The organism is Ruminococcus sp. 8Y-12, assembly GCF_058119865.1.
Window position 1 is genome coordinate 4505001 of sequence record NZ_CM176623.1, and the last position, 14147, is coordinate 4519147.

General features: G+C 46.3%; 14 protein-coding genes and 1 riboswitch (1 of these 15 only partly in view). Of the genes, 1 reads left to right on the forward strand and 13 read right to left on the reverse strand.

From position 1 onward, the window contains the following. From tsaD to AC0THY_RS18440, 9 genes are all read right to left on the reverse strand, one after another. Positions 1-256, reverse strand: the beginning of a protein-coding gene (gene tsaD, locus AC0THY_RS18400; RefSeq protein WP_489992030.1) for a tRNA (adenosine(37)-N6)-threonylcarbamoyltransferase complex transferase subunit TsaD. 773 nt of this gene lie to the left of the window's left edge; the window shows 256 of its 1029 coding nt (coding positions 1-256); its start codon is at positions 254-256; the stop codon falls past the left edge of the window. A 2-nt stretch (positions 257-258) separates the two neighbouring features. After that, positions 259-1170 carry a ribonuclease Z gene (locus AC0THY_RS18405; protein ID WP_489992031.1) on the reverse strand — a complete coding sequence of 304 codons (912 nt, stop codon included), beginning with the start codon at positions 1168-1170 and terminating at the stop codon, positions 259-261. 385 nt (positions 1171-1555) lie between these two features. Next, positions 1556-1780 carry a hypothetical protein gene (locus tag AC0THY_RS18410; protein WP_489992032.1) on the reverse strand — a complete coding sequence of 75 codons (225 nt, stop codon included), beginning with the start codon at positions 1778-1780 and terminating at the stop codon, positions 1556-1558. Between the two features lie 79 nt (positions 1781-1859). Beyond that, on the reverse strand, positions 1860-2291 hold the full coding sequence (rimI, locus tag AC0THY_RS18415) for a ribosomal protein S18-alanine N-acetyltransferase (RefSeq protein ID WP_489992033.1): 432 nt from the start codon (positions 2289-2291) through the stop codon (positions 1860-1862). Beyond that, complete coding sequence (tsaB, locus tag AC0THY_RS18420; RefSeq protein WP_489992034.1) at positions 2291-2995, reverse strand: tRNA (adenosine(37)-N6)-threonylcarbamoyltransferase complex dimerization subunit type 1 TsaB; 705 nt, start codon at positions 2993-2995, stop codon at positions 2291-2293. Before tsaB ends, rimI begins: the two co-directional genes overlap by 1 nt. After that, positions 2992-3426: a tRNA (adenosine(37)-N6)-threonylcarbamoyltransferase complex ATPase subunit type 1 TsaE gene (tsaE, locus tag AC0THY_RS18425; protein ID WP_489992035.1), complete on the reverse strand. Its 435-nt coding sequence runs from the start codon at positions 3424-3426 to the stop codon at positions 2992-2994. The genes tsaB and tsaE overlap by 4 nt, the downstream gene beginning before the upstream one ends. A gap of 53 nt (positions 3427-3479) precedes the next feature. Further along, a complete protein-coding gene (locus AC0THY_RS18430) occupies positions 3480-3977 on the reverse strand; it encodes a YcxB family protein (protein WP_489992036.1) in 498 nt (165 codons plus the stop codon). Next, positions 3961-4608 carry an NUDIX hydrolase gene (locus AC0THY_RS18435; protein WP_489992037.1) on the reverse strand — a complete coding sequence of 216 codons (648 nt, stop codon included), beginning with the start codon at positions 4606-4608 and terminating at the stop codon, positions 3961-3963. Before AC0THY_RS18435 ends, AC0THY_RS18430 begins: the two co-directional genes overlap by 17 nt. Positions 4609-4875: 267 nt before the next feature. Then, positions 4876-5022: a hypothetical protein gene (locus AC0THY_RS18440; RefSeq protein ID WP_489992038.1), complete on the reverse strand. Its 147-nt coding sequence runs from the start codon at positions 5020-5022 to the stop codon at positions 4876-4878. A 300-nt stretch (positions 5023-5322) separates the two neighbouring features. Between AC0THY_RS18440 and AC0THY_RS18445 the strand changes: the two genes are divergently transcribed. After that, positions 5323-10545 (forward strand): Ig-like domain-containing protein, encoded by a 5223-nt coding sequence (locus AC0THY_RS18445; RefSeq protein WP_489992039.1) that lies wholly within the window; start codon positions 5323-5325, stop codon positions 10543-10545. A gap of 135 nt (positions 10546-10680) precedes the next feature. On the opposite strand, the gene AC0THY_RS18450 is transcribed toward AC0THY_RS18445, so the two are convergent. The 4 genes from AC0THY_RS18450 to rsmH form a co-directional block, all read right to left on the reverse strand. Next, positions 10681-11316: an ECF transporter S component gene (locus AC0THY_RS18450; protein WP_489992040.1), complete on the reverse strand. Its 636-nt coding sequence runs from the start codon at positions 11314-11316 to the stop codon at positions 10681-10683. A 297-nt stretch (positions 11317-11613) separates the two neighbouring features. Then, positions 11614-11746, reverse strand: a riboswitch (FMN riboswitch). A gap of 34 nt (positions 11747-11780) precedes the next feature. Then, positions 11781-12005 (reverse strand): hypothetical protein, encoded by a 225-nt coding sequence (locus tag AC0THY_RS18455; protein ID WP_489992041.1) that lies wholly within the window; start codon positions 12003-12005, stop codon positions 11781-11783. Between the two features lie 15 nt (positions 12006-12020). Next, complete coding sequence (locus AC0THY_RS18460; RefSeq protein WP_489992042.1) at positions 12021-12863, reverse strand: response regulator; 843 nt, start codon at positions 12861-12863, stop codon at positions 12021-12023. A gap of 227 nt (positions 12864-13090) precedes the next feature. After that, entirely contained in the window at positions 13091-14140 is a 1050-nt protein-coding gene (gene rsmH, locus AC0THY_RS18465) for a 16S rRNA (cytosine(1402)-N(4))-methyltransferase RsmH (protein ID WP_489992043.1), read from the reverse strand. Positions 14141-14147: the final 7 nt, after the last annotated feature.

Consider the following 14147-nt stretch of genomic DNA (forward strand, 5'->3'; position numbering starts at 1 on the left):
AGGTCACTCCAATCGCATCCAGACTGTCAAGAGTCACTCCAGCCTCCTTAAGCGCCTCCTCAATTACCTGATTGATCTTTTCTATATGTTTCCTGGATGCAATTTCCGGTACGACTCCACCGTAAATCTTATGCAGCTCGATCTGCGATGAAATCACATTAGAAAGCACTTCCCTGCCATTTTTAACCACTGAGGCCGCTGTCTCATCACAGGAACTCTCAATTCCCAGTATTATAATATCTTTTTTCTCCTGCATCTCTATTCCTCTTCAAACTTAAGTTCCACGGTTTTTCCGTCTTTTCCCGGGAAGGCATTGTCAAAGATCTTTTTCACATCACCCATGTAATCCTCCGGGCGAATCAAAGACGGACTGTAGTGAGTGAGCCACAACTCAGATACGCCTGCATCCTTTGCCAGATGTGCTGCCTCTTTGAAAGTCATATGTTTATACTCTCTGGCTTTCTGCTCCTTCTCCGGCTCTCCGTACATCCCTTCACAGATGAACAAATCCGCATTTTTTGCATTCTGCGAAATGGAGGGGACTGGCCTTGTGTCTGTACAATAAGTGAGCTTAATCCCTTTGCGCGGTTTTCCAAGCACCATATCGGGTGTATAGCATCTTCCATCCACCTCCACTGTGTTCCCCTTTTGTAAAGGATTCCAGCACTTCAGCGGTATTCCGGCTGTCCTTGCCCGTTCAGCGTCAAATTTTCCAGCCCGGTCAATCTCTATTGTATATCCATAACAGGTTACATTGTGATTTACTCGGAATGCCCGAATCCGGTATCCGTTCAACTCAAAGGTTTCTTCTGAACCCTGAATCTCCAAAAATTTCAACTCAAAGGGCAGCTCCGGCGCAATCACTCTCAATGCCCCCACTACTCTCTCCAGACCCTTGGGGCCAATCAGTGTGAGGGGTTCATGGCGTTCCGCATTCCCCATGGTCAACAAAAGTCCCGGCAGACCGCTGATGTGGTCCCCGTGAAAGTGAGTAAAACAGATGACATCAATGGGTTTAAAGCTCCACCCCTTCTCCTTTATGGCAATCTGGGTACCTTCCCCGCAGTCTATCAATACGCTGCTTCCGTTATAACGCAACATCAAAGCGGTCAGCCATCTTCTGGGGAGGGGCATCATTCCGCCTGTTCCTAACAAACATACATCTAACATTCTCATTCCTCTACTTTATTTAATCAGCCTGCAAGGATTCTTAATCTTTGCAATTACATCAGTCTTTACATTTTAGCACAGTTTGTTTTAAACCTCAAGCTGTAGGTCCTCTGATTCACAGCAAGAATGAGCAGAACTTGAACGCCCTCCATTAAAAAAGAATCCTGCGCGCAGGATTCTCCGCCTGCGGCGGGGCTGTCCCGGCAGCCATCTTCCACTCCGCCGCTGTGCGATCCCGCCCGGAGGGCTTTTTATACCATAGGGAATTCCGAAGGACTTTCCTATGGTATAAAAAAGCTCTGTCAAATGACAGAGCCTCGCCCGCTAGTACATCGTAAACTCAATAAGTGCCACATATACTTATTTAGTATACAATGTACTAATATTATATAAGCACATTTTCCTCCGATACCGCCACAGGAATCTCAAAATCAGCGATAACTGCGTCATAACACTCTTCGCACAAATCAAAAGTATGACGCTCACCATCCTTTTTTGAAAAATACCCCCAAATCTTTTCCACATGAAGCATCTCTCCACGGGCCAAGTCTTCTTCCGTACCAATTCTTTTCCCGCATTTGTTACAATAAATTTCATTGTCTTTACGCATATGCTTCCTCCCTTACATTGTATACAGCTACATTATATCGAAAAATGTCGACTGCGTATAGTGGAAAAAGAAGGCAGCATCAGCGTTTCCACATGATTACTGCATCCTCTGTCGGCTTTTCGTAAAAGTTTTTCCGGATTCCTTCCTCCTGAAATCCCAGCTTTCGGTACAGATTTCTGGCAGGCTTGTTTCCCACTCGGACTTCCAATGTATAGGAAGTAATTCCCCGTTGCGCTCCTCTTTCCATAAGATCTCTAAGCATAGCCTGTCCGATTCCTCTTCCCCTGTGTTCTTGGTCTACTGCCACATTGGTAATGTCCGCTTCATCCAAAGCCTGGAGCATCCCACAATATGCCACTACCTTCGTTCCCTCAAGTGCAACCAGGTAGAGGGTATTCACTTGCTCCAGGGAATCCACAAACCCCTGTCTGCTCCAGGGGACTGAAAAAATCTCCGCCTCCAGGGCGGATACCTGATCCAAATCCTGATGCAGCATCTTACGTATCTCCATTATCTATTTTCCTTTTCCGCCCTCTCCCTCTCCGCCTGGGAGAGTCGTAGATAGTTTGGCTGAAACGCACTGGCTGCTATGGTCTTTCCCTCCCTGAGGTAGTGGAATGCCAATGAAGCCACTGCCCCGGCCCTCTGTTTATTCAGATGTGCCGGTGCAAATGAATATGGAATTCTGGCTGTCTGCTCAATGATTTCCCGGTAGACAGGCACCCCGTCTCCTAAGAATATGACGTGCTGTCCCAATTCATTCAGCTTTTCTATCATTTCCTCCACAGAAACAGCCATCTGTCCCTCCAACACCTTCAACTCATCCTTTTCAAAGGTATAAATCCCTGTATACACCTGGTTTCGCCTTGCATCCATCATAGGACAGACCAGTTTTTCCGTACCCCAGAGATTGTATGCCAGTGCGTCCACTGTTGGAATGGAAACCAGCGGCTTTTTCAAAGCCAGCCCCAGGCCTTTCGCCGTGGCAGATCCAATGCGCAGTCCGGTAAAGGACCCCGGCCCTGCTGCCACTGCAACGGCATCCACTGTGCCCATATCCAGCTCAATCATTTTACTAATCTCATCCAGCATTGGAAGCAACGTCTGCGAATGGGTTTTTTTATAATTTACCGTATACTCTGCCATCATATTGTCATCTTCTACGATTGCGACCGTCGCCACCAGCCCTGAACTGTCAATTCCTAAAATTTTCATCTCTTCTGCTCCTCGCCTATGGTAATCCTCCGGTAGTCAAAACCCCGGTCCAAATCTTTCTCTATAGTCACTGGAATCACTTGTTTGGGAAGGATGTCCTCAATCAGCCGGGCCCACTCGATCAGACAGACGCCCTGGCCGTAAAAATAATCTTCATACCCAATCTCCTCCATCTCCTCCACATCAGCAATCCGGTAGACATCGAAGTGGTAAAAAGGGAGCCTTCCCTCCTCATATATCTGTAAGATTGTAAAGGTAGGGCTGTTCACAGGCTCCCGGATGTCAAGGCCGGCCGCCACCCCCTGAGTGAAGACGGTTTTCCCCACCCCCAGATCTCCTGTCAATGTGTATATCTCTCCCGGCTTTGCCGACCTGCCGATCTCTCTTCCCAACTCATACGTTTCCTCAGAGCTAAATGTCTCTACTACCATCTCTCATCACTTTCTACTTTTTAATTTTATAAACGCACAGACCTGCGGCTTCGTTACTTCAGCTTCACTTTTTTAGGGTCCATATGCTTTTCAATCAGCTCCGTCACCTTTGCATACTGCTCCCCCATACTCTCCTTGGGGAGCACAAAGGAATAGCGCTTTCCGGTATAGACCAGGAGGCTTATCTTCGTCTCCCGGACTTTCAGCAAATCCTTCCACTCAATCAACGCATTCTTATCCCCCTGCATTGTGGAGATTCCATTGTCATTTACCACATAGCATATGGGTTTTTGAAAGACAGGATTTCCCTTTACCTGCTTTTTGGAGCGCAGATACAGATTCAGCGGCAGATACAGAAAAAACCAAATTCCAAACAGCAGGTACAATATGCTCTGCCAGACCGGAACATTTCCAAACGTAACAATACATAACACGAACGCAGAGAGTCCGAATAATAAGCCCACTACCCCCGCCGCACTTCTGTATGTGTGGTTCAACAGAAAATTATACATCACCTTTTGTGTCATCTTCACCTCAAATTTTGCTTCCATTTTGTTCCTCCATACAGATATTTTTACTTGTCAAAAAGGCAAATGGCTCCTTATCCTCCAAGAAGTGCATGAGCATATATGCACACATGATTGCCACCCGCTCCTGTCGTAAAATCCGCCTTACCTCATCTCTGTCAGCCAGGACCACCTCTATGTCCTCATTGTCCTCCAGTCCGTCCTTGCTAATCTGTCCGTCCACATATCCGTAGACTGTCCCGCAGCTTTCATCCGTCATCCCTATTGTGGTAAAATACGGTTTTTCATACATCTCGTCCACTGCAAGTGGATGCAGGGTAAGCCCTGTCTCCTCCTTCACCTCCCGAACCGCAGCCTCCCGAAAGTTCTCTCCAGGGTCCACAAGCCCTGCCGGGAACTCGTAAATGTAATCATCAATACTGTACCGATACTGCCTTACCAGCAGAACCTTATCCCTCTTTTCGCCGTAAAGGCTGTAAATAAGTACCCCATCCGGGTTCCAATTTCTGGATTTCATCTGAAGCTGTTCAATCTTCTTAGCCCTGGATGCCACATAATAGTCCACCTTTCCCCCCAGCCTGTTCACGGCCTCCAGCTGATACAGGTTTAAATATTTGCTGTCCGTAAGCTTTTCTATCTTTTTAATCCGGCTCATAGTCCGCCTCCGTCGTTCTTCTATTTTTCTATCAAGAGGATACCCACGTTACTTCCGTACAGTTTTTGTTCCTTGATATCATCCTACAATATTATAGCAGAAAAAGCTTCGGAAGAAAATGCTTTTTGCATCCTTCTTCCGAAGCTTTTTTCCATTCGTTACTGTTCACATGTTCACAGCAGCATGCATAAATCCATGCAAAATCGCCTGCGGCGATGGGATTTATGCACCCTTGAATCATTTTCTCACGGTCTGAGCAGTAAATGCTCAGACCTGCCTAATCTTTACTTCTACTGCCTCCGACCGGGCGTTGTGCCCCTGGTTTTGATTTTCAGGCTTTACTTTTTGTGTAACACTGTTAAATTTTTCATTTGACTCTTTCTCTTCCAGTATTTGCTGCTTTTTTTTATTCACTTTCGTCACCTCCACAATTAGTCTCTTCCCTTTCTCTACCTTTATGCAACATCCTACAATCTAAGATACAAACGCTCTTTCGGCGAAATCCGGCACCCATTCGGACCTTTCATCCGCATATGACGTCCTTCCTATAGAAAAGGACTTATCAGCAGCCTTCTTGTTATTATTCTATTTATGCATTGGAACATCTTGTATATATTGTAACAATCTGCTATTCTTAATCCAAAAGTACCGGTGGTAATTCACAAAAAAGTAAAACTTGAATTCATTAATTTTCGGTACACGATAGGAGGTAATATGAGACAATCAAGAAGCAAGAAACACAAATGGCTTTGTCTGCTCTGCATTTTGGCCATGCTTTCAGGACTTCTCCAGCAAAATGGACTGTGGAATCCAGCTTTAGAAGCCTTGGCCTCAGAACAGGATCCGGTGATCTCCATCCAAACACCGCAGGAGCTGCAAAAAATCGGTTCATCTCCGGATTATCCCATGGATGGCGACTATATTCTGACTTCGGATCTGGATATGTCGGGCATATCCTTTATTCCGATCGGAGGAACAAAAGGGGAGAAAGGAGCGGTTTCCGGCAAAAATGTATTTTCAGGTACCTTTGACGGACAGGGGCACTTGATATCCAATCTGAATATCCGAGTGACAGAGTCCCTCTCCTCCACCGAATATGCGCAGATCGGCCTTTTCAGTATCCTGGCTTCGGCCGATGCATCCGATTATGCACAGGTGAAAAACCTGGTCTTTGCCGATGTGAGTATTAACGCTGATATTACAGGAGGCTTCACCGCTGCCGGTACACTGGCCGGTGAAGTGAACGGATACGCCTCAGTGGACAATATCTGCGTACTGACAGGTAATGTGACAGTGAATGGCTCCAACCAGAGCGATACTGTGGGGGCCGCGGGCCTGATCGGAGAATGCCGCACAAATGCACCAATGGGAAATGCCTTTATCAGTATCACAAATGTATTCAACGGCGCCGAGATCCTGGCCGGGAGTTCTTCTACCCTGAATTATGCCGGGGGAATCATTGGCCGTGTCTCCGGAACCTGTAAAAAGATTTCAGGCTGCGTAAATATTGGCCGCACCAGTTTTAAAGGAGACCTGGGCTTGGGTATCGCCTCATTTCACAATGCGGAATCTTCCTGCCTGGACAGCGCTTATTTTCTCTTTGATACCGGACGTGCCGCAAACAGTACCGAACTCACGGAAGAAGATCTTAAATCAGGCAAGCTTCCTCATGGACTGGATCCGGATGCCTGGTACACTTCAGAGGGTGCATACCCGCTGCCAAGTATCTGTCAAAATAGTTCAGCGGCAGATTATATCGTTCTTGCTTCCCTCACCCCTATTTTGGCGGAAGGAGACATGCTCTCATCCGTTACCAAAGATTTCATCCTCCCAGAACGAATTGGTGAAATTACGCTGTCCTGGGAGAGCAGCGATGCTGCGGTCATTGCCATAGATGGTACCGCCGCTAAAGTTTCCGGTGTTTTGTCTGATACCAAAGTCACTCTGAAAGCGACCACGGATACCGGTCTAACGAAATCCTTTTCTATAACCGTCGTTTCTAATATAAAGGCTGTATTTGAAGAGAATTACGCAAAGCCCGGGACTCCGCTAACCGTCACTATAGAAAATGCTCCCGCAGATCTGTCCTGCTCTTATACCTGGAGTGTGGATGGCAGGACGCTGACCGGCGTCACCGGTAACAGCTATATCCCGGAAGAGTCCGATGTGGAGAAATTTATTAAAGTCGTTGTATATTCTCCTGCATACCAGGTAAACTGGGAAGCCTCGATCTATTGCAGTGAGCTTCCCGTTGTCTACATCGATACCGAGGACGGAAGGGATGTGACAGACAAAGGTACTTATAAAGCAGCCCATATGCGCCTGCAGGGAAACGATAAGTTTACAAAGTCCTCCGCCTTGTATGACGGCGCCGCCGAGATCAAGGGCAGAGGGAATTCTACCTGGGACTTCGCGGCAGCAAACGGATTGAAGAAGCCCTATAAATTGAAGCTGGACAGCAAAAGCAATATCCTGGACATGGGAAAAAATAAACACTGGGTGCTCTTGGCCAATGTCATAGATCACACCAATATGAGAAATCAGCTGATGACGGAATTCTCACGCGATATTGGTATGGAGTGTTATCTGGATGCTGAACCTGTGGTACTCATTTTAAACGGATCTTATATCGGACTCTATCAGCTCTATGAACATAAGCGCGTAGGTGAAACCAGAATCAATGTGTACGATTGGGAAGGGTTAGGAGAGGACATCGCGGGTGCTATTGCGAAAAAAGAGGGCATTTCCGGCAGCCAAAAAAAGGCTTTAGAGGATCATATGACCACGGATTTTAGCTGGTATGACAACGGCAGTGTTTCCTGGAATGGAAAATCTTATACGGTCACGGATTACTACAAGGATGAGATTCCTGCATTCACAGGCGGATTTGTATACGACATGGACTTTCGCCTGAATGACTCCAAATATGTTTCTAAATTCTGGACCACCTTTGGTTACCCTATCTTTTTCGAGGCCCCGGAATTTGCCAAGACCAGCCAGACCATGATGAATTATGGAAAAACATATCTTCAGGCTTTTGAGGACGCACTTCACGCGGAAGATTTCTATGCGCCCTTCCAAAACCAGGATCTGCACTACAGCCAGCTGTATGATATTGACTCCCTGGTTCAAAACTGGTTTGTGGTAGAATACTCTATGAACTGGGATGGCATGAAGAACAGCACCCTGATGTACAAGGATCTGGACGACCTCTTAAAGATGGGGCCTGCCTGGGATTTCGACTGGTGCTGGGGTAATATTAACATGTACAGCATGACAAGCCCTTATGTGATAACCGGATGGCATACCACTACTGACAGCTTTTGCGAACAGGGTTATCAACGGGAAAACTGGAATCGTTATCTGGTCTCAGACCCTTACTTTGCTACCCTTGTCTTTGAAAAATGGCAGGAAATCCGTGATACAGTCATAGAAGACATGATCAAAGACGGCGGTAAAATCGACACCCTTCAGGAGACATACCGAAAGTCTTCGGAGGCAAATGACCGAAAATGGGACTATTCCTATAACCGTTATTCCGGCATGGGGATTACAAATGGCCAGGAAGTCCTGAAGCAAAGCGAACTTTATGATGATGCAGTGGCATCTATGAAGTATTTTATAAAAAAACGTGTTGCCTGGTTTGACACCCAGTTTACATCGGTAGACCACCTGCTCTCTTCCTGGGGACGTTACCGTGGTTCCGGCGAACTGCAGGTATCTGACATCCAGACAGACGATCACCAGCCGTCACAGATTACTGCTACGGTAACCAATGCCTCTGCTAAGAAAATAGCATTCTATGTAAATGGAATCTATGCAGGAGCATCTGATGTTATCCAAAATAAAGCCATCATAGCGTTAGATGACCAATATCTCAGAGAGGGACAGAACGTATCCAATACGGTACAGATCCGCGCTCTGGATGCATCCGGGAACTGGGTCAGCTCCGGCGGAAAACCGCTGACAAATTACCGAAATTTTAAAAAGGAGATCGTCTCTAAATTGACTGGTACCGTGACCATTCAGGGGGATGCTCTATGCGGGTCCACCCTGAAAGCTGTCCTAAAGGATACCAATAACACAGGGACACTTTCCTATCAGTGGCTTGCTGATGACGCTGCTATTCCTGGTGCTACAAGTGACAGTTATGTGTTAACCGAGTCTGAGATTGGTAAAAAAATGCGGGTTCGTATAACCAGCAGCCAGGAAGTTGGAGAATTGCTCAGTGAAGCTACGGAAAAGGTGGAAGAGCAAACAATTGATATCCAGACTGAACACTTGATTATCCATCAGGTATACGGAACCGGAGCGAAAGGAGATACGCCGCTTTCCCACAGTTTTATAGAGCTCTACAACCCTACGGATGCCCCAGTAGACCTGAACGGATACCGCATTGGCTATCTATCTAACTCGGAAAATGCAGCCAGTACCACAGACGGCGCATACACGGTAAAAGATCTGGGAGGAGTCCTCCCATCCCACTGTTCTTATCTGATTCGATGTGCCTCCGACTATATGACTGCCCAAGACCCGCATCATGAAATTCAGGCCGGGGATCTGGAATGGCCGGAACGTGTGATTGACAACAAACAATTTCAAGTTGTGCTTACAAAAGAAAGCCAGCAAATCGATGCACTCTCCGTCGAAGAGGACGCCCTGGAAGGCACTCCATTCACCGGTTTGTCCAAACAAAAATCAGCCAGACGCTCCGGTTTTGTGGATACCGATAACAACAGCAGAGACTTTGTAATTGCAGCCTACAACAGCAAAGATACAGATTTTGAAGCTGTGCGCCCACGTTCGCTATCCGACGGTGTCTGGGGAATGTCAGAACCAGATCCCAAACCCGATGTGACGTTAAAAGGTCAGGTTCTGATTCGGGGTACTGCAAAGTCAGGTGAAACCCTCACAGCCGAGTTATCGGGCTGTAATGCCTCCCCTGCCAGTCTGACCTATACCTGGACGGCCGACGGAACCGTCATTCAGAAAACTGGTGAAAATACTGTGGTCCTTACAGACGAACAAGTCGGAAAAATGATCACCGTGATTATTTCCAGTTCGGAAAAGACAGGGACTCTGGAAAGTACTCCCACTGTTCCGGTGGAAAAATCCGGCGAAGGCAGTCCGGATAATCCCGATAACCCGGATCATCCAGATACCCCCGGCGGGGAAGAAATACCGGATCCGCCTGCGCCCGTCATGGCTGTTTCTGTCACAATGAATCAAACCTCCGTTACGCTGCCCAAAAAGGGAAAGCTACAGTTACGGGCAGTTATACTTCCCGCAAACACTGAGAACCAATCTCTGATCTGGTCCTCTTCTAATAATACTGTGGCCACTGTAGACAGTTCAGGTTTCGTAACCGCACATAAAAAGGGGACTTCTGAAATTTCTGCAACAACGGTAAACGGCAAGACGGCAAAAGCAGTGGTTACCGTCAGCGAAGTAACTTTACAAGCCTCATCTGCAAAAATGCAGAAAGGGACTTCTACCGCTGTTCTGGGCATTCGGCAGCATTATCCTGCCAGCGATAAGGTTTCGGCCTGGACTTCCTCAAAAAAGAAGGTCGCCGTTGTCTCGTCAACTGGAAAGATCAAGGCGCTCAGTCCAGGAACCACAACCATTACGGTCACTATGAAAAGCGGTGCAGCTGCATCTTGTCGCCTTACCGTTACAAAGAATGTTATAAAAACAAAAAAGCTATCCTTATCCAAGAAAAAAATAACACTGCGCAAAGGTAAAACCTATCGCATCAAGGTGAGCCGGAAACCACTGACTGCCAATGATCCTCTGACTTATACCACCAGCAAAAAACAGGTAGCCTTTGTATCGGGCAAAGGAATCATTAAGGCAAAGCAGAAAGGAACCGCCAAAATAAAAATACGCTCAAAAAGCGGAAAATCCGTGACAATGATCGTAAAGGTTAGGAAATAACCTTACAAAAAAGGGCTGTCGCACTAATTACTTAGTGCACAGCTCCTTTTCATGCAAAAATACAATTTTCAGGCTATGTCAAGACCTTTCAGTTTCGACAGATACTTTTAATTTGGCTCCAAGCCTCCAAGGTCACTACTGCAAGTGGTTTCCCTTTAAAATGGGACTGATATACTTGTAGAGCACCAGGGTCACAATAGATACAATCACTGCCTTTAACAGGTTGAAGGGAGCGACCGCCAGAATCACGAAAGTTGTGAGGCTCGTTATCGCCGGATTCACAGCACTTCCCATCCCTATAAGCGCATCAATTGGCATGCCAAAAGCTTTTCCATACACTGGAAGCAGTACAAATGCATTGAGAAAGCATCCAACTATCACCATGAATACGGTACCCACAAGCATTCCAATCACAGCGCCTTTTCTGCTTCTCTTTCTCCGATAGATCATACCCGCAGGAACTACCAGAGCACAGCCAATCAGAAAATTGGCAAAATCCCCCACTCCGGCTGTTGTAGTTCCTTTAAAAAGTATGTGCAGCACTACCTTAACCAGTTCAATCACTCCCCCGGCTACCGGTCCCAGTGCGAATGCACCGATCAGCACAGGTATTTCACTCAAATCAATTTTATAAAAGCCGGGTGCAAACCAGAGAGGTATCTCAAACATCATTAATATGACAGAAACTGCTCCCAGCATTCCGATTTGTACCATTGTCCTCAAGTTTACTCTGTTTGTGGTGCCTCTCATTACATTTGTGTTAGAACTCATGTCCATCTCTCCTTTTCTTTTTAAGCGGCTGTAGAGGCCGCTGTAATTGAAAGGAAATTCTACGACTGATGCTGCGGGTTTGCCTCTCATTGTATCGAAGTCCTGACCCTTCAAATACAATGAAAAAGAATTCCGCTCGCGGGATTCTCCGCCTGCGGCGGGTCGCTTTAGCGACATGGTTCCTTTCCGCCGCAGTGCGATCCTGCGGAGCATTTTTTATTTCATAGGACGAACTTTCCTATGAAATAAAAAAGCCCCGGACATAAATATATCCAGGGCTATCCATTCATCAAGAATTACTTTCTTCTCTCATCCAGACTATACTGTCGGTTCCGGAATGGTCCATATGGACTTCACCGGATCAACTGGCTCACGCCAGGTCGCGGACTTTACCGCCGGTAGGGAATTGCACCCTGCCCCGAAGAATTTCCTTTTGTTATGGAAAAATTATAACGCACTTCTCTTTATTTATCAAGGATTTTTTTCTTTTCATTTCTCCAGTATAAAAACAGTTTCCACTGTTTTGTTTTCTTTACTTTGCAAACAATGTTTTTCACTTTCTTACACCTCTTGCACTCCTCCGGGAAATTGTAGATGATCACATCTCCCCTCTCCAGCTTAAGCTGATACGCTTCATTCAGGCACGCTCTGCAATAATGCAGGTTCCTGATCTTTTCCATTCTGTTCATAGGCTGTCATCTCCATCATATTTCCTGGTCAACCTTAGTCATAAGATCGACTCGTCCATGTTTGAACTGTGCCTCCATTTCTGCCATGACTAGTCTTGCCTCTGTGACTCTTGCCCATTCGTAGTCAATCATATACTCGTCTTCAAACCGGACTGACCGGTCTCTCAGATATTGAAAATAATCACATTCCACCCTCTTCTTATCGATATGGCAGCTCCCACGCTCACTCACAAACACTTCACCGCACCCGTATTGTTCCAACAGCCTGTGGCAGTACGATACAGCTTTCCGGTACAGGTTCTTTGTTTTTTCATCGTATCTCCTGTTTTCCCAGAGCTTATCCACCGCTTCTTCCATATGTACATTTCCGCCTTCATGATCAACGCAGAGCGCTAACAGTTCCTTTGCCTTAGCGTTAGAGAAGTGAATCAAATTTCCGTCAATAAACACATCAAATCTTCCAAAAGTGCGGAACTTAACACGTTTCATGGACCTGCCTGACATGAGCACAGCACGCTGTATCATATCTTCTATCTTTTCATGGCTGTAGGGAGTCATAACATAAAAATACGCTTTTACCTCAAAACCGGTATCCCTCAAATACTCCCGATAGCCAGTTACATATATCAGGACAATACCGGGGCACAAGTTACGCAGCTTTTTTCCAAATTCCATTCCCCCGATTCCGGGCATTCCAATATCCAGAACTGCAAAATCTATTTTATGGTCTTTCGCAAATTCCAATGCTTTACTTGGAAGTGTGAATGAACCGATCAAATCAATGCATATGTCTTCTTCAATTTCTCTTCGTAACTGCTTTAACACAATGCACTCATCATCCACTAATATCGTTTTCATGCTAACTTCCATTCCTTTCTCATAAGCAGAAATTGTAATAAAAAGGGAGATAATACTTCTTTTTAGCGTAAAAAAGAGCGCCTGTCTATATAAGCGCCTTTATTCTATCACCCCATCCGTGACCAAACCGTGACTATTTGGTAAAATATGGTAAATAAAAAACATGCACTTCTTTAAAGTACATGTTTTCTTTAACCACCATTCATAAACAAGCTTCTGTAATTCTGTCATGCCCTCACAGCCCATCTCAATTTTGCCGATCTGGCCCGGCTGTTCTTTGCACACTCCTCTGCTGACGGACGGATCACTTCTTTGGCTGCTTCTCTGTATTTCCCTTCCCTGCAGTATTGCTTAAAGGACCTTTTGACTAGCCTGTCCTCACCGGAATGAAATGTCAAAATAGCCACCCGGCCGCCTGGCACCAGAATCTCCGGCAGTTTCTCTAAAAATTTTTCCAGTACTTCAAACTCACTGTTGACATCTATTCTCAATGCCTGGAATGTCCGCTGACAAGATTTTTTGACAGCTTCCTTCCGCTGTGCGGCTGGTATGAATTCCAGCGCCCGCTCAATAATCTGCCGCAGCATTGTGGTTGTGGTGATATGGTTTCCCCTTTTAATCTCTGATATCAGCAACCTGGAAATCTCCCTGGCATAGGGTTCATCGGCATTCTCTATGAGCATCCCTTCCAGCTCTTCCTGACTTATATCATCCAGACGCGCTGCGGCTGATATCCCTTTTTGTGGATTCAGGCGCAGATCCAGCGGCCCTTCCTGCTTAAAGGAAAATCCCCTGTCCGGATTGTCTATCTGCATAGAGGACACGCCCAAATCCGCCAGCACAAAATCAAAGAGACCTGACTGGGGTATCACCTGATCTACATCCGCAAAGTTGAGCTGTTTGATGGTAAGGATATCCTCCCCATATCCCAGGCCCTCCAGACGTTTTCTGGTCTTCTCCGACTCTAAAGGGTCCACGTCCAACGCATAGATATGTCCCTCTGACTTCAGGCATTCCAGCATCTTCTGTGTGTGTCCCCCATATCCCAGTGTGGCATCAAGCCCTGTCTGCCCGGGCTTAATCTGCAGAAATTCCAAAATCTCCTTGACACATATAGAAATATGCATACCTGCAGGGGTATTGCCCTTTCTAATGACCTTTTCCACTGTATCCGCATATTTTTCCGGCTGAAGCTCTTTATATTTCTCCCTATAGCTTTTCGGATGTGTCCCACTGTAACGGACACGCCGCTTGTGCTGTTTTTCCTGCTCTTCCATTGCTTCC